This is a genomic window from Neomelitea salexigens DSM 19753 (assembly GCF_000422345.1).
GTDB lineage: Bacteria > Pseudomonadota > Gammaproteobacteria > Pseudomonadales > Spongiibacteraceae > Spongiibacter > Spongiibacter marinus_A.
The window spans coordinates 491887-518851 of record NZ_AULP01000002.1 but is presented as its reverse complement, the minus strand read 5'-3'; the positions used below and the strand labels follow the sequence as shown (position 1 = coordinate 518851).

22 protein-coding genes are annotated in these 26965 nt (G+C 57.8%); 12 read left to right on the top strand and 10 right to left on the bottom strand.

Features of this window, described 5'->3' with window-relative positions:
* Window positions 1–27 precede the first annotated feature (27 nt).
* Window positions 28–2112 (bottom strand): glycine--tRNA ligase subunit beta, encoded by a 2085-nt coding sequence (glyS, locus tag H573_RS0105795; RefSeq protein ID WP_027873438.1) that lies wholly within the window; start codon window positions 2110–2112, stop codon window positions 28–30.
* Window positions 2112–3062: a glycine--tRNA ligase subunit alpha gene (glyQ, locus tag H573_RS17200; RefSeq protein ID WP_036255786.1), complete on the bottom strand. Its 951-nt coding sequence runs from the start codon at window positions 3060–3062 to the stop codon at window positions 2112–2114. Before glyQ ends, glyS begins: the two co-directional genes overlap by 1 nt.
* Window positions 3063–3203: 141 nt before the next feature.
* Here glyQ and djlA point away from each other — a divergent pair, with 141 nt between their 5' ends.
* Together djlA and H573_RS0105780 are read left to right on the top strand one after the other, a co-directional pair.
* Window positions 3204–4004 (top strand): co-chaperone DjlA, encoded by an 801-nt coding sequence (djlA, locus tag H573_RS0105785; protein ID WP_027873437.1) that lies wholly within the window; start codon window positions 3204–3206, stop codon window positions 4002–4004.
* Between the two features lie 75 nt (window positions 4005–4079).
* Window positions 4080–6851, top strand: coding sequence for a PKD domain-containing protein (locus tag H573_RS0105780; protein ID WP_027873436.1), 2772 nt, complete (start codon window positions 4080–4082; stop codon window positions 6849–6851).
* A gap of 58 nt (window positions 6852–6909) precedes the next feature.
* On the opposite strand, the gene H573_RS17195 is transcribed toward H573_RS0105780, so the two are convergent.
* A complete protein-coding gene (locus H573_RS17195; protein ID WP_051171041.1) occupies window positions 6910–8790 on the bottom strand; it encodes a putative bifunctional diguanylate cyclase/phosphodiesterase in 1881 nt (626 codons plus the stop codon).
* A 159-nt stretch (window positions 8791–8949) separates the two neighbouring features.
* Here H573_RS17195 and H573_RS0105770 point away from each other — a divergent pair, with 159 nt between their 5' ends.
* Window positions 8950–11382, top strand: coding sequence for a penicillin acylase family protein (locus H573_RS0105770; RefSeq protein ID WP_036255785.1), 2433 nt, complete (start codon window positions 8950–8952; stop codon window positions 11380–11382).
* Here the strand turns inward: H573_RS0105770 and H573_RS17190 are convergent.
* The 6 genes from H573_RS17190 to def all read right to left on the bottom strand — a co-directional run bounded on the left by H573_RS17190 (window position 11372) and on the right by def (window position 17618).
* A complete protein-coding gene (locus H573_RS17190; protein WP_051171040.1) occupies window positions 11372–11947 on the bottom strand; it encodes a class I SAM-dependent methyltransferase in 576 nt (191 codons plus the stop codon). The two genes, H573_RS0105770 and H573_RS17190, sit on opposite strands and share 11 nt — an antisense overlap.
* Window positions 11947–13395: a TrkH family potassium uptake protein gene (locus H573_RS0105760; RefSeq protein ID WP_027873434.1), complete on the bottom strand. Its 1449-nt coding sequence runs from the start codon at window positions 13393–13395 to the stop codon at window positions 11947–11949. Before H573_RS0105760 ends, H573_RS17190 begins: the two co-directional genes overlap by 1 nt.
* Window positions 13396–13407: 12 nt before the next feature.
* Entirely contained in the window at window positions 13408–14781 is a 1374-nt protein-coding gene (gene trkA / locus H573_RS0105755) for a Trk system potassium transporter TrkA (protein ID WP_027873433.1), read from the bottom strand.
* Between the two features lie 66 nt (window positions 14782–14847).
* Window positions 14848–16152, bottom strand: coding sequence for a 16S rRNA (cytosine(967)-C(5))-methyltransferase RsmB (gene rsmB, locus H573_RS0105750; protein ID WP_027873432.1), 1305 nt, complete (start codon window positions 16150–16152; stop codon window positions 14848–14850).
* A complete protein-coding gene (fmt, locus tag H573_RS0105745) occupies window positions 16149–17102 on the bottom strand; it encodes a methionyl-tRNA formyltransferase (protein ID WP_027873431.1) in 954 nt (317 codons plus the stop codon). Before fmt ends, rsmB begins: the two co-directional genes overlap by 4 nt.
* Before the next feature lie 9 nt (window positions 17103–17111).
* The gene (gene def, locus H573_RS0105740; RefSeq protein ID WP_027873430.1) at window positions 17112–17618 is read right to left on the bottom strand and encodes a peptide deformylase; all 507 of its coding nucleotides are present in this window, start codon (window positions 17616–17618) and stop codon (window positions 17112–17114) included.
* A gap of 237 nt (window positions 17619–17855) precedes the next feature.
* Between def and H573_RS0105735 the strand changes: the two genes are divergently transcribed.
* From H573_RS0105735 to H573_RS0105710, 6 genes are all read left to right on the top strand, one after another.
* A complete protein-coding gene (locus H573_RS0105735) occupies window positions 17856–18881 on the top strand; it encodes a LysM peptidoglycan-binding domain-containing protein (protein ID WP_027873429.1) in 1026 nt (341 codons plus the stop codon).
* Between the two features lie 57 nt (window positions 18882–18938).
* The gene (gene dprA / locus H573_RS0105730) at window positions 18939–20051 is read left to right on the top strand and encodes a DNA-processing protein DprA (RefSeq protein ID WP_027873428.1); all 1113 of its coding nucleotides are present in this window, start codon (window positions 18939–18941) and stop codon (window positions 20049–20051) included.
* 93 nt (window positions 20052–20144) lie between these two features.
* Window positions 20145–20711, top strand: a complete 567-nt coding sequence (tsaC, locus tag H573_RS0105725) for an L-threonylcarbamoyladenylate synthase type 1 TsaC (protein ID WP_036255782.1) — start codon at window positions 20145–20147, stop codon at window positions 20709–20711.
* A 9-nt stretch (window positions 20712–20720) separates the two neighbouring features.
* A complete protein-coding gene (gene hemF / locus H573_RS0105720) occupies window positions 20721–21620 on the top strand; it encodes an oxygen-dependent coproporphyrinogen oxidase (protein WP_027873426.1) in 900 nt (299 codons plus the stop codon).
* A gap of 2 nt (window positions 21621–21622) precedes the next feature.
* On the top strand, window positions 21623–22456 hold the full coding sequence (aroE, locus tag H573_RS0105715; RefSeq protein ID WP_027873425.1) for a shikimate dehydrogenase: 834 nt from the start codon (window positions 21623–21625) through the stop codon (window positions 22454–22456).
* Window positions 22457–22481: 25 nt separating this feature from the next.
* On the top strand, window positions 22482–23456 hold the full coding sequence (locus H573_RS0105710; RefSeq protein ID WP_027873424.1) for a calcium/sodium antiporter: 975 nt from the start codon (window positions 22482–22484) through the stop codon (window positions 23454–23456).
* Here the strand turns inward: H573_RS0105710 and H573_RS0105705 are convergent.
* The gene (locus H573_RS0105705; RefSeq protein ID WP_027873423.1) at window positions 23424–24002 is read right to left on the bottom strand and encodes a gamma carbonic anhydrase family protein; all 579 of its coding nucleotides are present in this window, start codon (window positions 24000–24002) and stop codon (window positions 23424–23426) included. The genes H573_RS0105710 and H573_RS0105705 overlap by 33 nt on opposite strands.
* 140 nt (window positions 24003–24142) lie before the next feature.
* On the opposite strand from H573_RS0105705, the gene H573_RS17185 reads away from it, so the two are divergent.
* The 3 genes from H573_RS17185 to H573_RS0105690 all read left to right on the top strand — a co-directional run bounded on the left by H573_RS17185 (window position 24143) and on the right by H573_RS0105690 (window position 26955).
* The gene (locus H573_RS17185; RefSeq protein ID WP_051171039.1) at window positions 24143–26197 is read left to right on the top strand and encodes a M3 family metallopeptidase; all 2055 of its coding nucleotides are present in this window, start codon (window positions 24143–24145) and stop codon (window positions 26195–26197) included.
* Window positions 26181–26468: a YheV family putative zinc ribbon protein gene (locus tag H573_RS0105695; RefSeq protein WP_027873422.1), complete on the top strand. Its 288-nt coding sequence runs from the start codon at window positions 26181–26183 to the stop codon at window positions 26466–26468. The genes H573_RS17185 and H573_RS0105695 overlap by 17 nt, the downstream gene beginning before the upstream one ends.
* A gap of 100 nt (window positions 26469–26568) precedes the next feature.
* Entirely contained in the window at window positions 26569–26955 is a 387-nt protein-coding gene (locus H573_RS0105690) for a SpoIIAA family protein (protein WP_161624243.1), read from the top strand.
* The last annotated feature ends 10 nt before the right edge of the window (window positions 26956–26965 follow it).

Below are 26965 nucleotides of genomic sequence, written 5' to 3'. Positions count from 1 at the left end.
CCCTGCTCCCATCGCATCGCTTGCCCGCTATTTTTTAGCAGGCACCAGCAGTGATATATCGGCTACTTCCAAGAACAAGGCTTGTAGCTGTTTGAGTAAGCTGAGGCGGTTATTCTTGAGCGCCGGGTCGTCGGCGTTCACCATGACATCGTCAAAGAAGCGATCAACGGGGCCCTGCAAGACCGCCAATGATTTCAAGCCTGCCGTGTAGTCGCCGGATTCAAATAGCGCCAGGGCTTCTGACGAGCACGCCCCCAGGGCTGAGTGTAGTGCTTGCTCGGCGTCTTCCTGCAATAAGCTCGCGTCGACGGTCGGCGCTACGTCCCCTTCCGCTTTGGCGAGAATATTCGATACGCGCTTGTTGGCGGCGGCCAATGCACTGGCTTCCTTCAACTGGGTAAAGGCTTGAACAGCGTTAACGCGGCGATCAAAGTCGAGGGCATGACTGATGCCTTTGGCATTGACGGCGAGGAAGATCTCACTGGCCACGCCTTTGTCGTCATACCAGGCGCGCAGTCGCTCGAACATGTAGCCGAGGATGCTTTCTACCAGCTCGTCGCTGCCCTTCACCGCGCTGTGTTGGGCAATGGCTTTGACGACCAGTGGGCGCAGATCCAGGTCCAACGCTTTTTCTATCAGAATGCGCATGACCGCCAGTGACGCGCGGCGCAGGGCAAAGGGATCTTTTGACCCTGTGGGCAGTTGGCCGATGCCGAAAATACCGCTTATGGTGTCCAGGCGGTCAGCCAGGGCGACGACCGTGCCGACATCGCCGGCCGGTAATTCATCGCCGGCAAAGCGAGGCAGGTACTGTTCCTGCATGGCCTGGGCAACCGCGGCGGGCTCGCCGTCGTTCTTGGCGTAGTAGGTACCGGCAATGCCCTGCATATCGTCGAATTCCAGCACCATCTCTGACACCAGATCGCTTTTGCTAAGCTCGGCGGCACGGCGCGCCTGCGCGGCGTCGACATTCAATTGCGAGGCAATAAGCGCTGAGAGTTCGGCAACGCGCTCGGTCTTATCAAAAATACTGCCAAGCTTTTCCTGGAAAACGACTTTCTTCAGCCGCTCACGGCGCTCTGCCAATGACGTTTTACAGTCGGTTTCGAAGAAGAACGCGGCGTCGCTCAGGCGTGGGCGAATAACCCGCTCATTCCCATCGATGACTTTTTCCGGCTCGCGACTTTCGATGTTGGACACCGTGATAAAGTGAGGGAGCAACTCCCCCTTGGCATCTACCACGTGAAAATACTTTTGGTGTTCCTTCATCGAGGACACCAAGGCCTCGGCCGGAACCTGCAAGAAACGCTGCTCAAAATTACCCGCTAAGGCCACCGGCCACTCAACCAGTGCGGTGACCTCGTCCAGCAGTGCCGGGTCGATCACCGCCTCACCGCCGAGGCGCTGTCCCTGCTCGGTGACTTGTTGGCGAATTAACTCACGGCGACGACTAAAGTCGGCGATAACACGACCTTCTTCTTCAAGCTGGCGCGCGTAGTCTGCAGGCTTACCCAGTTGCAGCTCGCCTTCGCTGTGAAAGCGGTGGCCGCGACTGCTGCGGCCGATGCGATGACCCATCACCTCACCACTAACAACCTCGTCGCCAAAAATAACGCTTACCCAGTGAACTGGGCGCACAAACTGCTCACGCTTTGCACCCCAGCGCATACGCTTGGGGATGGGCAGAGATGCCAAAGCCTGGTCGATAAAGCCTGGCAGTTTTTCGCTGGCCCGGCTGCCTTCGGCGGTAGAGCGGAAGCACAGCTTGTCTTGCTTGCCGTCGTTGGCGATGTAGTTGCTCAGCTCATCCAGTGCCAAACCATTGCTCTTTGCAAAGGCCTCGGCGGCTTTGGTGGCCTGGCCGTCCTTAAAGGCGACTTTGACAGGCGGCCCCCACTTTTCTATGTCTTTGCTGGGCGCTTGTTCGTCGAGTTGACTAACGACCACAGCAAGGCGACGTGGCGAGGCGAAGCCCTCTACGCCTTCAAAGCTCAGTTCCTCAGCGGTCAATTGCTGGGTAATGCTGTTGGTGAAGGCCTCGGACAGGCTGCTGAGTGCCTTCGGGGGGAGTTCTTCTGTGCCGATCTCTATCAGCAGATCACGCTTGCTCATCAGGCTGTTCCTTTGTCTGCGCGAAATTGTTCGCGCCATACGGCTTTTCGCTCGTCGCTGGCTAGCGGGTAGTCAAGTTGGTTCCGTGCTTCGTCGTAGGCATGGGCCACTGCGCGGGCCAAACCGCGAACACGCAAGATAAAGCGCTGGCGCTCGGTGACCGAAATGGCGTGGCGAGCGTCGAGTAAGTTAAAGGCGTGTGAGGCCTTCATAACCATCTCATAGGCGGGAAGAGGCAGGCCTTTCTCTACCAGGCGCTGGCTTTCTGCCTCGTAGTGGTCGAAGTTGCTGAACAGCTGCTCCACATCGGCCTCTTCAAAGTTAAAGGTCGACATCTCCACCTCGTTTTGGTGGAACACATCGCCGTAGGTCACCTTGCCTTCGGGCCCGTCGGTCCACACCAGGTCATAGATGCTGTCCACGCCCTGCAGGTACATGGCGATACGTTCCAGCCCGTAGGTGATCTCGCCAGTAACCGGGAAACACTCAATACCGCCCACTTGCTGGAAGTAGGTAAACTGGGTGACTTCCATGCCGTTCAGCCACACTTCCCAGCCGAGTCCCCAGGCGCCTAGGGTCGGCGACTCCCAGTTGTCCTCAACAAAGCGTATGTCGTGAACCGTTGGATCGATACCCAGCATGCGCAGCGAGTCGAGATAGAGCTCTTGAATATTATCGGGCGAAGGCTTCATGACTACCTGAAACTGGTAGTAGTGCTGAAGGCGGTTAGGGTTCTCGCCATAGCGGCCGTCGGTGGGGCGTCGGCATGGCTGCACATAGGCGGCATTCCAGCTCTCGGGGCCGATAGCCCGCAAAAATGTGGCTGGGTGAAAGGTGCCTGCGCCGACTTCCATATCGAGGGGCTGCAAAACAACGCAGCCCTGCTTGGCCCAAAACTGTTGCAGGCTCAGGATGAGTCCCTGGAAGCTGCTTACATCTGCCTGGTTCACTGTGATCCCCGTCTACCGCTGTGCGTGGAATAAAAGAAGCGAGGATTATACAGCGTTGCGTGGCTCGCGGCGACGCGTGTGGCCGAGGAATAGACTTGTTATGATCTAGGACCTGTTCACAGTGGTGTGGAGCAACACGGCATGGGAAAACTCATCGGCGCAGTACTCGGCTATTTTACCGGCGGGCTGCTATTGGCAGTGGTCGGATTGGCCATTGGGCATTTTTTCGACCGAGGCCTGAAGCAGGCGATGGGCTTCAACTATGCCGCGCGCCGGGAGCTGCTTCAGCAGGCGTTTTTTGACAGCACCTTTCGCATCATGGGGCATCTCGCTAAAGCCGATGGCCGTGTGTGCGAGCGAGAGATTCATCAGGCAGAAGCCATTTTTACTCAGCTGGGCTTGAGCAGCGAGCGGCGGCGCAGCGCGATAGAGCGGTTTAAGGAAGGTAGCGCCGACGCCTTTGTGCTCGAGGAAGAGGTGTCCCGCTTTTTGGAACACTGCGCTGCTCAGCCGCTGTTAAAGCAAATGCTGATAGAGGCGTTGCTGGCAATGGCGATCGCCGACGGCGAAATAGATGCCGCCGAAGAGGCCGTTTTATCCAGAGTGGCGCAGTTCCTCGGGTTTGCCGCGCGAGACTTTGAGCAACTGCTAAAAATGAGTCGCGCTCAGCAGCACTTTAATTACCATCAACATTCCTCCCGAGAGCAGGCCCATCGCCAGCAACACAGTGACCTAGAGGATGCATACACTGCGCTGGGGGTTAGCGCTGATGTCAGCAATGCTGAATTGAAGAAGGCCTATCGCCGGCTGATGAGTGAGCACCACCCAGACAAGCTCATTGCGCGCGGTGTACCTGAGGATATGCTGAAGATTGCGACCGAAAAGTCTCAGGAAATCAGAGCGGCTTACGATCTGATTCGCCGTCATCGAGGAGTGAAGTAACTTTCCTGTCACATTTAACGTCGGTGTCACATAGCGGCGCTACACTGCCCGTTATCACAGATTGGTCTTGTCGACGTGTTTACCATTCGAAGCGGTTTTATCGCCTGTTGTATTATTCTCAGCGCCTGTGGTGGCGGGAGTTCATCGGGCAGTGACAACACTAGTGTGCCCGCTGATAACAGCGAGCTGACGATTATCGGCGAAACGGAAGTCGCCGCACAAAGTACGCAAATTCTGTTAGCACAGGATAACAGTGATAGCGCGACGACTGCGCCGTGGCAGTGGACGGTGGTCTCGGGCCAGCCCCTGCTGGAAACCGCCGAGGTTGATGAGGACCGCTTCCAATACCGCAGCGTGGCGCTAAACGGCCCTGCCAGTATTCGTGTGCGAGTTCAGCGTCAAGCTGCCGACGGGGAGCCCCGATCTGCCGAAACCTCGATTCAGTTAAGGCCGGCTAACGATACAGCAATGGCGCCGCGGGTGGATGCCGGTTCAGATAAAGTGGCTGATGAAGGGGAAGAAATTACGCTCTATTCCTCGGTAACGGCGCGCAACGGCCGCAGTATCAGAGCCCTTTCCTGGCAGCAAACGGCGGGACCGAGTGCCACGATTATTGGCGCCAGTGACCAAGACAGCTTGCATCTCCGCCTGCCCCAGGTTGAGCACGATGACACCCTGCGCTTTCGTCTGAGTGCCCGGGATAGCGGCGGCTTTATCGGTAGTGACAACACCTCGGTCCAGTTGCGCAATGTGTTTCAAAACCGTCTTCCCGTTATTGATGTAGGCGATAGTTTCGACGCGCGTGGCCGTGAGCGGGTGAGCCTTAGTGCATCGGCGATTGATCCCGACGGCGACATTGTCAGTGTGCGTTGGCAGGGCTTGGGTGAAGATAACGACCTTGTGATAGATGGGGCTGACACCCTGCAGGCAAGTTTTGTTGCACCCAACCCCAGTGAGGCACGAGACCTGGTACTGAGGTTGACGGCAACCGACAATAGCGGCGGTAGTGCCAGCGCCGACCTTCGTATCCATCTGTTGCCGGTCGCAAATCGGGCCCCTCAAATCGAGCGTGTTGAGGTCGATCCCGGTGTTGCCTACAGTGGCGAAACCGTTTTCTTGCGTGGCATCGCCAGCGACGCCGACGCCGATGCCATGCAAACACTTTGGCAGCAGGGCGAAACGAGCGGCGATGTGCGTTTGGGCCTGCGCGATGCCGACAAGCCCAATGCCAGCTTTATTGTTCCAGCGCTCAGTGAGCCCGTGCTTGTTGAAATAGCGTGGCAGGTGAGCGATGGTCGCGCGCACACCGAGGAGCGTCGCAGCTTGCAGTTGGTGCTGCGGGAAGCGCAAAGCCCGGATCCTTTGTCGTGCTTAATGGACCCACTGCAACCCGGTTGTCCCCTCTACCCGCTTTCTTCGATACTTGATCCGCAAGCTTTTCTGGCCTGTTCAGACCCGTTAAGCAGCGGCTGCATACTTGGCGACCTCATCGGCCCGTCGCTGCGCCAATGCTTGCGCCAACCTTCTGCCGAGGGCTGCGCGGAGGCTCTGCTGGATGTTACCGAGCCAAGCTATGTGCTTGAGCAAATTGGCCCGGAGGCACCCGCCGATGCCTGCACCCCCGCGTATGATCCGGATAGTTTCGAGGATTACATCGGTGCGATGCACGAGCACACCGCCTACTCTGACGGCACGCCGCTAACCAAGCCTGCGGATGTGTATCGTCGGGTGAAGGAACTTGGCTACGACTTCGTTGCCTCCTCTGACCATTCCGATAACCTGGGCATTCCCCTCTCCACGGGCATAGGCCGGGCAGAATGCCCACCTGAAAACTTCCTCTACTGCCTGTTTTTGGTTGACGAGCAACGCCCGCAGGATGCACTGGCCAAGTGGGCGGCGACGCTGAGTCAAAGCAATGCCGCCACTACCGATAATTTCACGGCTATACGCGGCTTTGAATGGACCTCGGACCGATTCGGCCATGCGAATGTCTACTTCTCGCGCAATATCGTCAATGCCAAAACCGGCCCCGGATACGCGGTGAGTATGGCCTTGTTCTGGCAGTGGTTTACCTATCCTGCGCAATTTGGCGGCGGCAGTGATGGACTGCTTAGCTTTAATCACCCCGGCCGTGAAGATGCGTTGGAATCCGCCTTTGAATTTGCCGGCGGTGACCCGGCTTTTACATTCAATGATTTTCGCTATGTCGATACCGCTGACTACCGCGTTGTCGGTATTGAAGTTTTTGGCAAGGGCAGTGAATACGATAGCGATGGGCCGGGCGGGAGCTGGTTGAGTTATGCCCTGGATAAGGGCTGGCACCTCGCGCCGATCAGTTCAGAAGACCATCACGGCATTCACTGGGGTGACCCCGACTTACCTAAAACCGTGATCCGGGCGCGCTCTCGCAGCCTTGATGATTTGCGAGAGGCGCTGTTGGCAAGGCGGATATATGCCGTGGCGCAACACTACAGTGACTTGCGTTTGGACTACCGCGTGGCTGATGCCACCCTGGGAGCGAGAATCCGTCAACCGGCAGGCAGCATGTTGCCTTACCGAGTCTCGGTGAGTCTGCATGGCCAGCCCATGTCGAGCGCTGTGGTTCAGTTGGTTGGGCCGGGCAATAACGTGCTAGCAGAGGCGAGCGGAGGTGAACTGCAGGGTGAGCTTTCCGTAGGCAGCAACAAAAAATACGCCTTTGTTAGGGTGTTAGATTCGGCGAATAATAACCGTCCGGTGGCGTTTTCAGCGCCGATTTGGCTGCTGCCAGGCGACACACCGCTGCCATTGTGCCGCCCGCCTTCGGTCTGGGAGGGGGATAGTTTGCTATACCCCGAGCTGCCTTAGCCTCGCCAGTGCACGCGATAGGCTCCGCTGAGCCATTACCGAATTAATCAGAGCTGCCTTAAATATGCTGAGCTTCGTGGACGTCGGCGTAGCGTTTAGCCCAGTCTGAGAAGGCTTCGGCATTTAGCGCGGGGGTGTAGAGGAAGCCCTGTACCATGTCGCAGTGATGATCTTTTAGCAGGCGTCGCTGTTGCAGGTTTTCGACACCTTCGGCAATAACCGACATGCCGAAGCTGTGCGCCATCGCAATAATGGCGTTTACCAGCGTGACGCTATCTTGGCTTTGGTCGATATCGTGAACAAAGCTGCGATCGATTTTTAGAATATCGAAGGGGTAGCGCTTCAAGTAGCTGAGCGAAGCGTAGCCGGTGCCGAAATCATCCAGCGACAGGCGAACGCCGAGTGCCTTTAATTCCTGGAAGCACTGGCGGAGATTGGGCGTATCGTTGATTAACAGCCCTTCGGTGATTTCTAGCTCCAGCTGCCGTGCCGGCAGACCCGATTGCTGCAGGGCGCGCCGCACCGTATCGACAATCTCCGACTCTTCAAACTGCCGCGCAGAGATATTCACGGCAATGTTAATCTCTGGCAGTCCCGCGCGCCGCCACCGCATTGCCTGTTGGCAGGCGTTGATCATCACCCACTCGCCGATCATGCCAATCATGCCGCACTCTTCTGCAACGGAGATAAACTGATCCGGGCCGGGGTTGCGCAGCTCGTTATTGTGCCAGCGCAGCAGCACCTCCGCGGCAACCAGGCGGTTGCTGCCGATCTCGATAACGGGTTGAAAGTGAAGCTTAAATTCATCGCGTTCTATCGCGCGGCGCAGTTGCGACTCTGTTTCCAGTCGGTATTCGGCCTGGCTGCTCATACCCGCTTGATAGAAAGAGAATTGGTTGCCGCCTTTCCCCTTCGCCGCAAACATCGCCGCTTCGGCTCGGCGCAACAAGGTTTCGGCGTCGCGACCGTGGTCGGGATACTGGCTGATCCCAATACTGGCTGAGACGTTAATCTCGTTGGTGTCTATCAGATAGCGCTCACTCACTTTGCTCAGCACGGTTTCAGCGAAAATACTGGCTTCATCGCTGCAGCTGCCTTCGCCGAGAATGATCAGGAATTCGTCGGCGCCCAAGTGAGCGAGTAGCTGTTCGTCGCTGATGCAGCGTCGCAGGCGCTCGGCCGTCTCGCGGAATAAGCGATCAACCACGTGGTGGCCCAGCGAGTCATTAATGAAGCGGATGCGGTCGAGGTCGAGGTGCAATATGGCAAATCCGCTGGCGTCCTCGCCCTGCTGTTCAATGGTGCGCTGCAGATTTTTTAATGCCAGCTGGCGATTGGGCAAGCCGGTTAACACGCTGTAGTGTTCGCGAACAAACAGCCGGTTGGCGATCGCCTTATTCTCAGAGATGTCCTCACAGCTGAATATATAGTGTTCTATATTGCCCTGCTCGTCTTTGGTCGCCGAGGCCACCGCGGCAACATATTCCTCGCGGTCGGCGAGTTGAATATGCAGCTCGCCCTCCCAGCTTCGCCCCTGCTCAATTGTGCTGCGAATGCGTTGGCGCGTTTCTTCGGAAATCAGCGATAGCAGCCGCTCTATGTCGGCGGTCTCCGGAACGCTGTCATCACTGATGCCGCTGAGGCTGTGAAACTTCTGGTTGGTATAGATGGGCCGAAAGTGCTTGTTGAGCAAAATCAATGCGGCGGGGCTGTGATCCAACAAGGCCTGCAGTTGCCGCTCTTTCGCCTGGCTGCGGCCGAGTCGTGCGCGCAGCGCGTCGAGCTTGCCGCTAAAGGCGATCAGGAAACACAGCATACTCATCGTGAAGATGGCCAGGGCTAGTACCGCTGGGTCGTAGCGGTTTTCGGGCAGTAACAGGCTTGCGGCTGCTAAGGAGGCCGAGCTGGCGAGTGCTAGGGCGAGTTGCGCGTAAGCCATAGTCCATCTTTTGTGTCAGGTTACGGCGCTATGATGGCAGGCAAGGGCTATTTTCGCCAGCATTGTTGCTGACAGTCCTTCCTTGTAATGGCGCATTTATCGATAATAGGGTATTAGTGTCGCCCAATAACGAAAAATCTGCTGTAAACGAGGCTAAAGATGATTCACTCCCATCAAATTATGAAAGGCGCCGTATTGAGCGCCGTGGTTCTGCTCACCGCCTGCGGCGGCGGAAGTAGCGGCAGTAGCTCGGGGGGCGGTCAGAGCGGGGCTAAGCAGTACGACGTTGAGGTGAGGCGCAGCGAGCACGGTATTCCCCATATTAAGGCCGACAATTACGCCAGCATGGGTTATGGCTACGGCTATGTGCATGCGCAGGACAATATTTGCGTGCTGGCCGAGGATTTGATGACCATTCGCGGCGAGCGCGCCCAATACCTCGGTCGCGACGGCAGCTATACCATTATTCCTAACGGCTCGACGGCATCGAATGTCGATTCGGACTTCTTTTGGCGGGCGGTGGCGACTGATGCCGCGATTGCGCCGATCAAGGCAAACAGTGACCCAGAGGTTGTCGCGGCAACGCGCGGCTTTGTTGCCGGTTATAACCGCTACCTGCGCGAGCTGAAGTCGGGCGACCACAGTGGTCGCCACCTCGCCTGTCGCGATGCCGCTTGGCTGACGGAAATCACGGTTGATGACCTCTACCGCCGCTATTTCCGTTTGTCTATTTTGGCGTCATCGTCGGTATTTGTGAACGAGGTGGCCAATGCCGCGCCACCCTCCCCTGATAACCTGCCACTTCCTGTCAGCATTCCTGCGATCTCTGCACTGGATCCCTCTGAGATGCCACTGGCAGGTGAGCAGCCTTTTGCCAGTAATATGTATGCCTTGGGCGCTGAGGCCAGCACTGATGAATCCATGCTGTTAGTGAATCCTCACTTTCCTTGGGAGGGCACTGAACGCCTGTATCTGGCGCATATGCAACTGCCCGATGCCGAGATTATGGGGGCGTCGCTTTACGGTGTTCCTGCGGCGTTAATTGGCTTCAACCAACATGTTGCTTGGAGCCACACGGTGTCTACCGCATACCGTTTTACTTTTTATGAGCTTACTCTGAATCCCGCTGATCCCACCCAGTACTTCTACGAGGGGGAGCTTCGCGATATGGAAGCCAGCGAAATAACCGTCCCTATTCTCGAAGGTGACGGTACGCTGGGCAGTGAAACACGAACCCTATACCGCTCGCATTTCGGACCCATGCTCGAGCTGGCGGTTTCCGGCGTGCCGGTGCTGGAGTGGTCGCCCGCTAAGGCTTATACCCTGCGCGATGCGAACGCTGAGAATAACCGCCTAATCAACCAATTCTTCCGCTGGAATCGCGCGCAAAGTTACGAGGAATTTGTCGATTTGCACGGCAGTGTGCTGGGTGTGCCTTGGGTGAATACGACGGCGACCGGCCCGGGCAAGCCCGCCTACTATGGCGATATTACGGTGGTGCCTAATGTGCCCGACAGCAAGGTTCAGAGTTGTGGCGCCCAGCCTCTGCAAACGGCGCTGGGGGCGCTGCTGCCAGGTTTGCCAATACTCGATGGGTCGCGAGCAGCCTGTGAATGGGATACCGACGCGGATTCGCCCGCGCCGGGTATTTTCGGGCCGGCGAATCTGCCGTCGCTGGAGCGCAATGACTGGGTTCACAACTGCAACGACAGTTACTGGCTGAGCAACCCAGCGCAACCACTGACTGGCTTTGCTGCCATCATTGGCGATGAAGGCGCCGAGCGCACGCTGCGAACGCGACTTTGCATGCTGCAGGTTCAGCGTCGCTTAGAAGGCAGTGATGCGCTGCCGGGCAACCGCTTTACGCCAGACTTGCTACAAACCGTGGCGCTCGACAGTGCTGTGTATTCGGCGGAGCTGGGTAAGCAGGCGGTGTTGGATAGCTACTGCCAGTCGCCGACCTTGCTCGGCAGCAGCGGACCCGTTGACATCAGTCAGGCCTGCTCAGTGCTGTCGGCCTGGGATGGCAAAAACAATCTCGATTCGGTCGGCGGTCATATTTGGCGCGAGTTCTGGCGCGGTGTTAACGCCAGTTCGATTCCCGCCGCGCTGCGCTGGACTACGCCCTTCTCGGCCGACGACCCGGTGAACACCCCTCGCGGCCTCAATGTGCTGAATCCGGATATTGCCCGGGCCTTTGCCGATGCTGTGCAGGCGCTGCAAAGTGCGGGGGTAAGTGAGACTGCCGCCATTCGGGATATACAGCGATCAGGCGTCCACGAGCAGGAAATTCCCATTGTTGGTGGTGAGAGTTTTGCAGGCTCATTCACGATTGCCAGTAGCCCGGCAGGCATTGATGACGGTGCGTATGACGTCACCTACGGCAACAGCTATGTGCAGACCGTGACCTGGGACGCTGAGGGCACGCCTAAAGCCGAGGGTTTTATCACCTATTCGCAATCCACTGACCCGGCGTCACCCTACTACCAAAATATGACGGAAGCTTACTCGGCCAAAAACTGGATTAAATTCCCGTGGACTGAGGCCGAGATTGCCGAAAAAACTGTTGAGGTATTGCGCCTTAGCGAATAGTGGTGGGTTTGCGGCCGATATAGCCAGTCTGCAGCGCGTGTTCGGGGCCTCGCGAGTCGAGGTCTTCGCGGTGTAGCAGTGTTTCGAGGTCGGCATAGGCGCGGCTTAGCTCGCCCTCGCTGAGCAAAAAATCCGGGTTGCTAGGGCCGCGGAGCGTCTGCCGGCGCGAATTAAAGGTTTGGTAGAACAATAGTCCGCCGGGAGCGAGGGCGTCAGCCAGCTGAGCCAAAAGCGGCCGGTGCAAATAGTAACTTACCACAATGACATCGTAGCGCCGCTCAGCGTTGAGGCCCTGCGACTCCAGGTCTCCCCACTTGGCGCTAACCGAAAGCTGCTCACGGCGTGCATAGTCGTTGAGCTTGTCTACGGCGTTGTCTGCGTAGTCAAGGGCGTCGACTGTCAGTCCGGCTTTGGCAAGTGCCACCGCATTGCCACCCAGGCCGCAGGCGACATCCAAGCCATAGCCAGCGTTAGGCAGCCAGTGGTTGTAGGTATTGAGCAGCCAGCAGGGCTGCTGAGGCAGTCTGGCATCGGCATAGCGTTGTTGCCACTTTTGCCTGGACATTAGCGGCGCCAAAAAGCCGGTAACAACAGCACCAGCAGCGTGAATATTTCCAGCCGCCCCAGCAACATGGCATAGCAGAGAATCCATTTGCCGGTGTTGCTGACAGTGCTGTAATTCGCGGCGACTTCGCCGAGGCCAGGCCCCATATTATTGATCGACGCGGCCGTTGCCGAGAATGCCGACAAGAAGTCGAGGCCACAGGCCATCATTGCCAGCGTAATGCCCATAAAAGAGATCAAATACACGCCGACAAAACTCCACACCGCGCTGACAACCTTCGCCTCTACGCGTTGTGAACCGATCTTCAGTGGAATCACGGCGCTGGGGTGAATCAGCTGCTTGAGCTCACGAATCCCCTGTTTGGCGACCAGCATGATCCTGACCGCCTTCATACCACCGCCAGTCGAACCGGCGCAGCCACCAATGAACGACAGCATCAGCAAGCCGATTGGCAAGAAGCTGGGCCACACTGAGAAGTCATCGGCGCCAAACCCTGTCGTCGTCGCGATAGAAACGGTGTGGAAAATGCCGTTCACCACGCTATCGGGCAAGCCTTGGGTGCCGCTCAGTAATAGGTAGCCGCACACAGAAACGGTGGCGGTCGCTATTACGCCCAGGTAGAACTTGGTTTCGGAGTCCATTAAATAGGTGCGGGGGCTGCGCGCGCGCCAGGCGTGGAAGTGGATGGCAAAGCTCATCCCGGACAACAGCATGAACACGCTGCAAATCATCAAAATTAACGGGCTGTCGAAAAAACCCATGCTGGCATCGTGGGTTGAAAAGCCGCCGATGGCCACGGTGGAGAAAGCGTGACAGATCGCGTCGAAGGGCGTCATTCCCGCCAGCCAGTATGCCAGTCCGCAGCTTGCCGTTAGCGCCACATACATCAGGAACAACACTTTCGCGGTGCCGGTAATACGTGGCGTCAGCTTGTTATCCTTTACCGGCCCGGGTGTTTCCGCGCGGTAGAGCTGCATGCCCCCGATGCCGAGTATTGGCAGGATCGCCACGGCGATAACGATGATACCGATGCCCCCCAGCCACTGGAGAAACTGACGATAGAACAATACCGACACCGGCAGTTCATCGATGCCGACAATCACCGTCGCCCCGGTGGTGGTTAGCCCCGAGATCGACTCGAACACTGCGGCACTAAAGGATAGGCCCGGATTGTCCGCCAGAAAAAACGGCAGCGAGCCGAAAACGCCCAATACCGTCCAGAATAGCGATACCACCAAAAAGCCATCGCGAATACCGAGGTCGGGCTGCTTGCCCTGGCTGATCAGCCACAGCAGCAGTCCGACGCTAAAGGTGAGTGCAAAGGCGTAGCCGAAGGCGTGCAGCGCACCGTCTTGATAGATCGCCGCCAGCGCAGCGGGCAGCGCCATGGTCAGGCTAAATACCATGAGCAACATGCCGATAATGCGACTTATCGTGATCAGGTGCATGCGCGGTCTCGTTTAGAAGAAGGTGAAGCCGACGGAGAATAGCTTTTCCACCGCCTTAATTTTGCTTTTGTCCACCAGGAACAGGATCAGGTGGTCTTCACTGGCTACCGTTAGGTGGCTGTGGGCGATAAGCACCTCGTCACCGCGAACGATGGCGCCAATGGTCACGCCTTCGGGCAGGTCTATTTCGTCTAGCCGTCGGCCCACTACTTTCGAGGAGCGGCTGTCACCGTGGGCAATAATTTCCAACGCCTCCGCCGCGCCGCGCCGCAGTGAGTGAACGTTGTAAATATCCCCGCGACGAACGTGGGTAAGGAGGCTGCCGATGGTAATTTGCTGGGGGGAAATTGCTATGTCGATCTCGCCGCCCTGCACCAGATCCACATAGGCCGGGTTGGTGATCAGGGTGACGACTTTTTTCGCGCCCATGCGCTTGGCCAGCAGCGACGACATAATGTTGGCCTCGTCGTCATTGGTCAGGGCCAGAAAAACATCAGTTTCTTCGATATTTTCCTGGGCGAGCAACTCGTGGTCTGAGGCGCTGCCGTGCAGCACGATGGCCTTGCGCAACTGCTCGGATAGCGTACGGCAGCGGTTGTAGCTGCGCTCGATAATTTTTACGTTGTAGCGGCTTTCGACGGCACTGGCCAAACGCTCACCAATGTTGCCGCCGCCGGCGATAATCAGGCGTTTGTAGCGCGTATCTACTCGTCGCAGCTCGCTCATTACCGGCATGACGTTCTTCTTGGCGGCGATAAAAAATACTTCATCACCCGCTTCAACAACGGTTGTACCGCTGGGGACAATGGCATTCCCGCGACGGAAGATTGCCGCCACACGCGTGTCGATCTGCGGCATGTGCTCGCGGATTGTTGCCAACTCGTTGCCAACCAGCGGGCCGCCGTAATAGGCCTTAACGGCGACCAACTGCACCTTGCCGTCGGCGAAGTCCAGTACCTGCAGGGCGCCGGGGTACTGGAGCAGGCGTTTTATATAGCGGCAAACCAGCTCTTCCGGGCTGATAAAAACATCGATGGGGATGGCGTCGCTGCCGAACAATTTTGACTGGCTGGTATAGGAGCTAGAGCGTATGCGCGAGATTTTCGTCGGTGTGCGATAAAGCGTTGCGGCAACTTGGCAGGCGACCATATTGATTTCATCGCTGCTGGTTACGGCGATCAGCAGGTCTGCGTCTTCTGCCCCGGCGCGGTCAAGTATGTCCGGGTGGGAGGCTGAGCCGCACACCGTGCCGATGTCCAGCCGGTCTTGCAGCTCTCGCAAACGATCCTGATCTTGGTCGACAACGGTAATATCGTTGTGCTCACTGGCTAGGTTGGCAGCCAGTGTGCCGCCGACTTGGCCGGCACCGAGAATAATGATTTTCATGTCTGTTTTGTCGCCGCCGCAGAATATGCGCCAATTGTGCGTTGTTTAGCCGCTCGGGCTCAAGGGTTAATGCCCTGTTGCCGATGCTTTTACTAGCTTAGCGTAGAAGAAGCCGTCGGCACCCTCATTTGAAGGGAGTAGCTGGCGGCCGACTTTTCTATCTATGCCCCACGCCACATCCAATGCGGCGCTGTGGGCGTCGTCGTGGCGTTGCAAAAAGTCCGCGATCTGTTGCTCATTCTCTTCTGGCAGTACCGAGCAGGTGGCGTAAACCAAAATGCCTCCCGGTGCCAGGCACTGCCACATGGCATCCAGAATGCGGCGCTGCAAGCTAACCAACTCGGGAATATCACTGGCGCGACGGTGCAAGCGAATATCGGGGTTGCGGCGCAACACACCGGTGGCGCTGCAGGGGGCGTCAAGCAAAATGCGATCGAAGGGGCGGTCATCCCACCAGGCTTGGGGGGCGGCGGCATCCGCCACTTGGTAGTGGGCGCGAAGCCCCAGGCGCTGCAGATTGTTGGCCACGCGCTCTAAGCGGCCCTCATCAATATCCAGGGCTACCAGTTGCTGTAGCGCCGTTTCCGCCTCCAAAATGGCGCCGCTTTTACCGCCGGGGGCGGCGCAGGCATCGAGCACGCGTTGGCCCGGTTGCAGCTCGAGTAAGTGGGTACACAGCTGGGCGGCCTCATCTTGCACCGACACCGCGCCTGCAAAAAAATCGGGCAGGGCTTCTACACCACAGGGGCTGCTGAGGCGCAGGCCCATAGGCGCGTATTGGCAGGCGGTGGCGTCAATATCGACGGCATTAAGTTTCGCCAAATAGGCTTCGCGGCTCTGTTGCTGTTGGTTGACGCGCAGGCACATTGGCGGGTGGTTGTTATTTGCCTCGAACACGGCGCTGGCCTGCTCGGGCCAGGCGCGCGTTATCGCTTTATACAACCAGGTGGGATGAGCGCTCGCCGCGTCGGCAGGCAGGTCTTTAAACAGTGCTTCGCCGTCGCGTTGGCAGCGGCGCAAAATGGCATTACACAGCCCGGCCGCCCATTTCTTCTTCAGCGTTTTACAGGCCTCGACGGCGCTGCTGATGGCTGCGTGGGGAGGAATGCGAGTAAAAAATAACTGGTAGGCGCCGATGTAAATCAGCATCCGTATATCGCTGTCTTTGCGCTTCAAGCCCTTGCTAAAGCAGGGCTTCAGCGCGGCATCGAGCTGCCAGTAGCGCCGCAGCGTGCCGTAGCAAAGTTCGCGATAGAGTGGCCGTTGCTTTTCCGGCAGGGACTTTTCCTGCAGGGGAATTTGGCGGCTCAGTGACTGACCCTCGACGACGGCGACGAGGCAGCGCGCCGCGGCAACGCGAGGGCAGCTCATGTCGCACCCAAAACGGTGCCTACCGAGAAGCGCGCAGCGTGACCATTGAGAACATCGGCGACAGCCATTTGGCGCGCATTGGGGAGTTGCAGTGAGAGAAGTCGCAGGGCGCCCTCGCCACAGGCGATGACGATGCCGTGCTTGTCACAGCTGAGTATTTCCCCCGGCGACCCATCACCAGAGGTCGGCTCCGCCTGCCATACGCGCAAACGGTCTTCACCGACGCTGGTGTAGCAAACGGGGAAGGGAATAAATGCGCGAATCTGACGATCTATTTCAGCGGCACTGCGCTGCCAGTTGATCTCGCCTTCTTGCTTGTCGATCTTGGCGGCGTAATTGCTCAGTGCGTCATCCTGCACTTCAGGCTGAGCGGTACCGCTGGCCAGCTGGTTTATGGCGTCTATCAGGGCCGGTCCACCCATCTCAGCCAAGCGGTTGTGGAGACTGGCGCTGGTGTCGTGGGGGCCAATGTCGCAGTGCACTTTACGCAGCATGTCGCCGGTATCCAAGCCAGCGGCCATTTGCATAATGGTAACGCCAGTCTCGCTGTCGCCTGCTTCAATGGCCCGCTGGATGGGGGCGGCACCGCGCCAGCGTGGCAGCAGGGAGGCGTGAACATTTACGCAGCCCAGTCGCGGTATATCCAAGACCGCTTGCGGCAGGATCAGCCCATAGGCGACCACTATCATTAGGTCGGCGCCGAGGGCGGCCAGAGCGTCGCGGTCGGCCTGGTCTTTAAAGTTGAGCGGCTGGTAAACGGTGATTCCGGCCTGCTCGGCAAGTTGTTTAACGGGGCTGGGTCGGGGCTTTTTACCGCGGCCCGCTGGCCGGTCAGGTTGGGTGTATACCGCAACGATGTCGTGGTGGCCGTCGTCCAGCAGTGCCTTCAAATGTTGCGCTGCAAATTCCGGGGTGCCGGCAAATACCAGCTTTTGTGAAGTGGCGGCCACTGCCGTCTCCTATGCCTTGCGTTTGTGTTGTTTTTCCAGCTTTCCGCGAATGCGGTTGCGCTTAAGCGGCGACAGGTAGTCGACAAATAACTTGCCCAGCAGGTGGTCGTTCTCATGCTGAATACATACCGCCAGCAGTCCCTCGGGCTCCATTTCAAAAACGTCGCCGTTGCGATCCAGGGCCTTCACGCGAACGTGGCGGGGGCGCTCGACGGTTTCATAGAAGCCAGGCACAGACAGGCAGCCCTCGTCGTACTGGAAGATTTCTTCATCGAGAACGGTAATTTCCGGGTTGATGAACACCAGCGGTTCGCTGCGGTCTTCGCTCACGTCAATGACGACGATCTGCTCGTGTATATCCACCTGGCTGGCCGCCAGACCGATGCCCGGCGCCTCGTACATGGTGTCGAACATATCGTCGATAATCTTGCGAATGCGGTCGTCGACGTTTTCCACGGGTTTGGCGACGGTGCGCAGGCGCGGATCGGGAAATTCGAGAATCTCTAGTACAGCCATAAATGATTGTGACCAAGTTGTCGTGTATGTTGCCCAACTATTGCTACTATAAAGAGTATTCGCAATTGCAGAGCCGTGTATCGGATAGGGTGGCAACGCCTTCTGCTTTTTACAACGATAACAATATGCAGTCGCCGCGACGGCCGACTATTATACCGTGAGAACGGCGGAAATGCCTGATTGTCGCGAACGACCAGGGTGCTACCCCCTTGCTGAGGTCGCTTGAAGGAAAGTGTTATGAGAAAAACTGTGCTGGGCTTGTTGTTTTGTGCGCTACTGAGCGCTGCCCATGCGGGTGATGTTTTGTCACTGAAAGCTGGTCACCCTCAAACCTACGTGGTGAAACGAGGGGATACTCTGTGGGATATCTCGGCGATGTTCCTCGATGACCCCTGGTTGTGGCCCGAGCTGTGGTACTACAACCCCCAGGTTGAAAACCCTCATCTTATCTACCCCGGTGACCTGCTTAAGTTGATGTGGGTGGACGGCAAGCCGGTACTGGTTCGCAACTCTGAGCCGCGCGACACGGTGGTGAAATTGACGCCGCAGATGCGGATCTCCGATGTCAGCGATGCGATTCCCGCGATCCCCTTGGATGTGATTGCTCCCTTCTTAACGCGCAGCCGCGTTGTCGACGAGGGCGAGCTTGAGTCGGCGCCCTACGTGTTGGCAGGTAAGCGTGGCAATATCGTCGCAGGTGCAGGTGATGAAATTTTGGGTCGCGGCGATTTTGAGGATGCCAAAAACTTCGGTATTTACCGCCGGGGTAAAGTATATGTGGATCCGCGCAGCCGCGAGCTGCTGGGGATTGAGGCGATCGACATCGGAACCGCCCACCTACTGCACACCGAGGGCGATATCTCCACCTTGGCACTGAATCGCAGCACGCAAGAAATTCGCCGTGCCGACCGGTTTTTACCGCTGGAGTCACGACAGCTCACCGCGCGCTTTGAGCCTCAGGCCCCGGACCAAGACACTCGCGGGTCAATCATTGCTGTCGAGGGTGGTTTGACCCAAATTGGCAGTATGGATGTGGTGACCTTGAATCTCGGTGAGCGAAATGCGATCGAAGCCGGCGATGTCATGGCGATTTACACCACGGGCGTGATGGTTCGCGATCCCCTGACGGGTGAACGCCTGCAGGCACCAGACGTGCGCGCGGGAATTCTGATGGTGTTCCGCGTGTTCGATAAAGTTAGCTATGCGCTGGTACTTAAGGCCGAGCAAACCTTAAAGGTTGGCGACAAAGTTCGTAACCCCTAAATACTCCCCCCGCGTAGCCTTGCGCTGCGCGGGCCATTGTCGGCAAGGATGCAGACCATGGACGCTGATGCCCTTCTTTGGCTGCTGATTCAGCAGCAGTTGACTATTCCCCCCGCACAACTGCGCGCCTTAATGAGCCTGGCAGGACAACCCCGTCGCTTGGCGGAAATTTCTGCGGACGAGGTTCAGCAGTTTGTGGTGCAGCGCTACGGCGAAGAGGCTCGCAGTGAACAGCTGCTTAGCGCGCCGATGCGCGATCGTATCGCCGGGGTATTAAGCGATAGCAATGCCCTCGCCGCACTGGCGGAGCAGCACGCTCATTGCGAGTTGGTTTGCCTGACCGATGAAGACTACCCCTTGCTCCTAAGCGAGATCGTCGACCCACCACCAATAGTGTTTATGAGGGGGCGGCGAGAGTTGCTGCAGAGCATTATGATTGCGGTGGTGGGGAGCCGTCGCGCCAGCCGCCGTGGCGAGCAAGACGCGCATGCCTTTGCCCAGGCCTTGTCTGCGCATGGCATCACGGTGGTTAGCGGCATGGCAATGGGGGTCGATGGCGCGGCCCACGCCGGCGCCATGCAGGAAGCGGCAGCGTCTGTAGCGGTGTTGGGCTGCGGAGTGGACATCTGCTATCCGCGACGCAACAAGGCGCTCTATGACGCGATGGTTGAGGGCGGGCTTGTGCTTTCCGAGTACCCTCTGGGCAGCCCGCCCCTGCCCCATCAATTCCCGCGTAGAAATCGCATTATCAGCGGGATGAGCTTGGGGGTTTTGGTCATCGAAGCGGCAATCAAAAGCGGTTCGCTAATCACTGCGCGCCAGGCCTTAGAGCAGAACCGCGAGGTGTTTGCCCTGCCTGGCTCGATACACAGTCCAGCCAGCCGCGGTTGCAACGCCTTGATTCGCCAGGGGGCAAAGTTGGTCGAGACCTTAGAGGACATCGTCGAAGAACTCCCCTGCTTGCCGCCGGGGCTCGCTGGTGCTGTATTGGAGAGCCCTGAGGCTGAGCCGCCTGCGTTGCTGGCGCTGTTGGAATTTGCGCCACTTACCCTCGATCAACTGGTCGCGCGCAGCACAATGCCGGTAACGGAGTTACTTAGCGCGCTGGGCGAATTAGAGCTGGCGGGCTGGGTTGAGCAGTGTAGCGGTGGTTGGCAACGCTGCCGCTAAGTTGCAAAGCCGTTCGCCTTTGGGTACTTTTGCCGCGTCTTCCGCTGCCGGCGACCCACTGCTGGCCTTTGCCTGTGCAGGGTCTTGCTTATCATGACAGAACTATCCCGTTATCGATTGCGCTATGCTGCCGACCTACTGCGTGCCGGTGGTGTGGTTTGTCACCCCACCGAAGCTGTCTGGGGGCTGGCATGTGTGCCAGAGAATGCCGCGGCTGTGGCGCGGATTTGCACCTTAAAGCGGCGCGACCCCGAAAAAGGCCTATTGCTGGTTACCGATAGCGTCGATCGCCTTCAAGCCTTGTTGGCGCCGCTGCCTGCCTCGCGGCGCGAAGCGGTATTAGAGAGCTGGCCAGGCCCCTATACCTGGGTGATTCCCGATGAAGAGTTTGCTCCCAGCTGGGTGAGGGGGCGCTTCAGCAGCGTCGCGGTAAGAGTGACTGACCACCCCCTCACCGCTGCCTTGTGCAAGGCCGTGGGTGGATGTTTGGTGTCTACCTCCGCTAACCCGGCATCACTGGAGCCTGCTCGCAGCCAACAACAGGCAGAGCGGTATTTTGCCGGCGCCGTAAACTACTATTTGCCCGGTCGCCTAGGTGGCCGCCGTCAACCCAGCTGTATTCGCGATGCGCTTAGCGGCGACACGCTGCGTTCAGCCTAGGAGCATCACATGAGCACTATCGATATCGCCGCCGTTAAGCAGTATCTCCTGGACCTGCAAGACCAAATTTGCGCCGCCATTGAGCAATGCGATGGCGGTGCCCGCTTTGTCGAAGACAAGTGGGAGCGGGGTCGCAGTCGAGTGATGACCGACGGCGCCCTGATCGAAAAAGGCGGGGTAAACTTCTCCCACGTGCAAGGCGACTCGATGCCCGCCAGTGCAACGGCGCACCGGCCTGAACTGGCGGGGCGCAGCTACCAGGCGATGGGGGTGTCGCTGGTTATTCATCCCCTCAACCCCTATTTGCCAACCAGCCATGCCAATGTGCGATTTTTTGTGGCAGAAAAAGCCGGAGAAGAGCCGGTTTGGTGGTTTGGTGGTGGGTATGACTTAACGCCCTACTACGGTTTTGAAGAGGACTGCGTACATTGGCACCAAGTGGCCTTTGACGCTTGCAAGCCGTTTGGCGACGACGTTTATCCCCGCTATAAACAGTGGTGTGATGACTATTTTTACCTGAAGCACCGCGACGAGGCGCGCGGCGTTGGTGGCTTATTTTTCGACGACCTTAACGAGGGCGGCTTCGATCGCTGCTTCGCCTTTATGCAGGCCGTGGGGAATTCGTACACGGATGCCTATCTCCCCATCCTGGAGCGCCGCCGTGACACGCCCTGGGGAGAGCGCGAACGAGCGTTCCAGCTCTATCGTCGAGGCCGCTATGTAGAGTTCAATCTGGTTTTTGACCGTGGCACCTTGTTTGGTTTGCAAAGCGGTGGCCGCACCGAGTCTATTCTGATGTCACTGCCACCGCTGGTGCGATGGGAGTACAATTGGCAGCCAGACGAAGGCAGCGCCGAGCAAGCGCTGTACACGCAGTTTTTGCCCCCTCGGGATTGGTTGGCCCAGTAATGATGGATGCAGTGGATCAGTACGCCGTATTTGGTAACCCCATAAAACACAGTCGTTCCCCGCAAATTCACGCGGCGTTTGCCGAGCAAACCGGGCAGGCACTGCACTATCGGGCGCATAAGGTTGAGCTGGGGCGTTTTGCCGAAGTGGCATCGGAGTTCTTTCGCAATGGTGGCCGCGGGCTAAATATCACCGTGCCCTTCAAGCTGGATGCCTTCGAATTTGCCGACGAGCTCAGTGGCCGTGCGCGCCGCGCCGGTGCCGTGAATACGCTGGCGCGTGGCGAGGATGGCCGTATCTACGGCGACAATACCGACGGCGTGGGTATGGTGCGCGATATCAATGACAACCTCGGCTGGTCACTGGCGGGTAAGCGAATTTTGGTGCTTGGCGCCGGCGGTGCAGTGCGGGGAATACTCGGCCCGCTGTTAAAACAGCGCCCCGAGGAATTGGTGGTTGCGAACCGCACCCTGGAAAAAGCCGAGGCCCTGGCCGAGTTGTTTGCTGAACTGGGGCCCGTGAGTGGGCAGCCTTTCGAAGCCTTGCCGGGCCGCCAGTTCGATATAATTATCAATGGTACCAGCGCCAGTTTGAGTGGCGATTTGCCGCCGCTGCCCTCCCACATACTCAGCAATGAAGGCAGTGCCTACGATATGATGTACGGCGCTGAGCCCACCCCGTTCATGCGCTGGGCGGCTGCTGAAGCAGCCTGGGCGGTATCAGACGGGCTGGGCATGTTGGTCGAGCAGGCCGCGGAGTCATTCTGCATTTGGCGAGGCGTTCGCCCTGATACACGGCCAGTCATTGAGTTGATTCGCCAATCCCTTTCTCACTGAAAATCGCTTTGCGGGCCCTTCTTGTATGCTGTTGATTCTGACAACCCTCATTCTTGGTTTGGTTATTCTGGTATGGAGTGCCGACAGGTTTGTTATCGGCGCGTCGGCGACGGCGTCGATTTTGGGTGTGTCGACCCTGGTGGTAGGTATTTTGGTGGTGGGGATTGGTACCTCTGCACCGGAAATGCTGGTCTCGGCAATGGCCGCTGCCGACGGCCAGTCGGGGCTGTCGGTGGGGAACGCGCTGGGCTCGAATATCACAAATATCGCGCTGATTCTCGGCCTGACGGCGCTGTACATCCCGCTGCGTGTGCAAAGCAAGTTGATAACCCGAGAAATTCCCCTGCTACTGCTGGTGATGCTGGGCGGCTATTTTTTGCTGCGCGATGGTGAGCTCGGATTTACGGATGGCTGCATACTACTGGGCGGGTTTCTAGCGGTAGTGTTGCGGCAACTGTGGGAAGCCAAGCACAGCCGCGGCGATGCCTTGGAGGCCGAGTACGCCGAAGAAATTCCCAAGGATATGTCGCTGCCCGTCGCCCTGGGCTGGCTGCTAGTCGGCCTAATTTTACTGATGGCATCGGCGCGCATGCTGGTGTGGTCAGCGGTGGAATTGGCGCAGATATTCGGTGTTAGCGATTTGGTGATCGGCCTAACAGTGGTGGCCATTGGTACCAGTTTGCCCGAGTTGGCGGCGTCAGTCGCCGCGGCACGTAAGGGCGAGCATGACATCGCCATTGGCAATGTGATCGGCTCCAATCTGTTTAACCTGCTGGGGGTGATGGCGCTGCCCGGTGTGATTGCGCCCGGCGTCATTGATATGGCGATCGTCGACCGCGATTACCCGCTGATGTTGATGCTAACAGCGGGCTTCTACCTCGTTGCCTTCGGCCCGCGTCGGGCCCCGGAAATCCGCCGCTACGAGGGCGGACTGCTGTTGACGGTATACCTTGGCTATCTGGCTTATCTACTCGTCGACACCGGCGCTATCAGTTTCTAATTCAGCGATGTGGCGATCTTTTAGCTTGCTGTAGTTCGCCGAGCTGTAGCAGAAATAGCGCATTTCCTTTTCACTCAGCGGCCGGGCAGCTTTAGCGGGGCTGCCGACATAGAGGTGGCCACTGGCAAGCCGCTTACCTGGTGGCACCAGGCTGTTGGCAGCTACCACAACATCGTCTTCGATAATTGCGCCGTCCATGACGATGCTTCCCATACCAATCAATACTCGACTGCCAATTTCGCACCCGTGCAGCGTCACGCTGTGGGCAACGGTCACGTCGTCGCCAATGCGCAGAGGATAACCGTCGGGGTTGTAGGGGCCGGCATGGGTGATGTGTAACACGCTGTTGTCTTGAATGCTGCAGCGCTCGCCGATATGAATGCAATGCATATCGCCGCGAACGGTGCTTTGCGGCCAAATGGAGCTGTCGCGGCCAATGTGGACATCACCAATGACAACGGCACTGGGGTCGATAAATACCCCTTCTTCCAACTGAGGTTGATGACCCTCAAAGCGGCGGGTGTAGTTCTCGGCGCGGTAGCCCATTGCGGTGATCCTCGAAACACTGACGGAAGGTCTATTGTAGCGAGCTGGGTGGTCGGCGAACATGCTTTCTGGCCCAGCCTGGGCCTGCGATCTGTTAAGCTAGGGCCTGTTCATTTTTTTGATCATGTGAGTACTTATTCATGTATGCAGAGCAATCTCTTCCGGAATTTTCTCAATTGCGACCGGCCGATTATCCCGCCCAGTGCGAGGAGCTGCTTAATCGCAGCCGCGCCGATGTTGCAGGCCTGTTAGCCAGCGATACACCGCCCAGCTGGCAATCGCTCATGCAGCCGCTGGAAGAGATCAACGATCGCATTGAGCAATTCTGGGCACCCTTGAGCCATCTTCATGCGGTTATCAGCGGTGATGCCTGGCGCGATGCCTACAATAAGTGCTTGCCTCTGTTGACGGCTTACAGCAGTGAGATGGGGCAGAATCGGCCTCTTTATGAACGCGTGAAGGCGCTGTCAGAGAGTGACGAGTTTCAGCAGCTGGCATTTGCTCGCCAGAAGGCGGTGGAAAATATGCTGCGCGACTTCACCCTGTCGGGGGTTGCCCTGGATGGTGAAGAGGCCGCTCGCTTTAGTGAAATACAGCAGCGTCTCAGTGAGTTGTCGACCGCCTACTCCAACCATGTATTGGATGCGACAGATGGTTGGGAAAAATTTGTCGCCGATGCGGATTCGCTCGCCGGTGTGCCGGAGTCGGTACTGGATAACCTCGCCGCTGCTGCAACAGCGGCGGGCCGAAAAGGTTACCGCTTGAGCCTGGACATACCGAGTTATTTGCCGGTAATGCAGTACTGCGACAACCGGGAGATCCGTCGTGAACTCTACGAGGCCTACGTGACCCGCGCTTCTGCACAGTCGCCAAGCGGCGCCCAGTGGGACAACGGCCCGCTGATGGTGGAGATATTGCAATTGCGTGCCGAGCAGGCGCGCCTGCTGGGTTTTGGCAGTTACGCTGAAAAGTCATTGGCGAGCAAAATGGCGCCGTCCTGTGATGCGGTGCTGGATTTTCTGTCGGAGTTAGCGGCTGCCAGTAAACCCGTGGCCGAGCAGGAGCTGAAAGCATTGCAGGCCTTTGCCGCCGAGCATGGTCAGCACGAGCTCGAGGCCTGGGATGTACCCTACTTTAGCGAAAAGCTACGGGAGGCCCGCTATGCAGTGTCTCAGGAAGAGCTGCGCCCCTACTTCCCGGTGGAGCGTGTGCTGGAAGGCTTATTCAAGGTAACGGGCGAGCTGTTCGATCTGGATATTGTCGAGCAAGAGGCGCCACTCTGGCACGACGATGCGCAGTGTTTCGCGCTGCGTCGTGGCGGCGATACCATTGCCGAGTTCTATCTCGACCTGTACGCCCGCGCCAATAAGCGTGGCGGTGCGTGGATGGCAGATTGCCGGGGGCGGCGGATGCTTGGCGATGGCAACATGCAGCGCCCGGTCGCCTTTTTGGTGTGCAACTTTACGCCGCCGAGTGCTGACCGTCCGTCGTTGTTGACCCACAATGAGGTGACGACGCTTTTCCACGAGTTTGGTCACGGCCTTCACCACATGTTAAGCCAGATAGACTGCCTCGCCGTATCCGGAATAAACGGAGTGGCCTGGGATGCCGTAGAACTACCCAGTCAGTTCCTGGAAAACTGGTGTTGGGAAAAATCCGTGATTCCCGATATCTCCGGTCACTACCAAACCGGTGAGCCGCTACCCGAGGCCTTGTTGGAAAAGCTGCTGGCGGCAAAAAACTTTCAGTCGGGTATGCAGATGCTGCGCCAGATAGAGTTTGCACTGTTTGATTTCCGCCTGCATATGCAGACGGACATTGTCAGTGAATCGCAAATCGATGCCCTGATGGCTGAGGTGCGCGACCAGGTTGCCGTGTTGCGGCCGCCGGCGTTTAACCGTTTTCAAAACAGCTTTTCGCATATTTTTGCCGGTGGATACGCAGCGGGTTATTACAGTTACAAGTGGGCCGAGGTGTTGTCTGCGGACGCCTTTTCGCTGTTTGAAGAGCGCGGCGTGATGGATAGGGATACCGGTTTGCGGTTCCGCAAGGTGATATTGGAACAAGGCGGTGCGCGTGATGCGGCGCTGCTATTTACTGAGTTTCGTGGGCGAGAGCCTGCCAATGACGCGCTACTGCGGCACAGCGGTATCGCAGCAAATACTGGAGGGGCCACGCATGGCAACGGAGTTTAAACCCAGGCGTTTTATTGCGGGGGCGGTGTGTCCCAAGTGTGCTGAGATGGATAAAACCGTGATGTATCGCGTCTCAGAGGTTGAGCAAGTGCGCGAGTGCATTCGCTGTGGTTTTAAAGAGTCGATCCGCGACGATGATGTTGCGGTCAACGAGCCGCCGACCCGTGTTAATCAACCCCGCGCTGGCGAAGCACCGCTCGCCCATGAAGATGAGGTAAGAGTCGTTTCTATCCTCGACCCCAAGGCCAAGCCTGAGCGTCGCGATCACTGAGATTGGTAATATCCACGCTTCGCGGAACGCATTTCAGTAATGCTTATCTATACTGTTATGTAAGCGGCCCAGGCCGCCTGAAATGGTTCGCGGAGGTAAAATGATGTTGGAGCTGCTGCCAATACCTTCTTCTCATGTAATTGGGGTAAAGGTGTCTGGCAAGGTAAATCACGACGACATGGCGGAAATCTATGACGCCGTTGAACACAAGCTGGAAAATGAGGAATACCTCGGCATTTATATCGAGTTGGAGCATTTCAAAGGCTTCACCTTGCGTGGCCTGCTTAAAGAAATGCGTCTGCTAGCGCGCTTTTTCAAACATATTACCCGCACAGCCTTGGTTGGCGAGCCGCGCTGGTACAGCCGTGGCGCACAGCTGATTACCCACTGGATGCCCAATGCAGAAATTGAGCACTTCACTGAAATTCAGCGTGATGAAGCGTTGATCTGGGTGAGTGAGCGCGACGCCGGTGCGTTCTCTGGCTGATGCGGTGGCG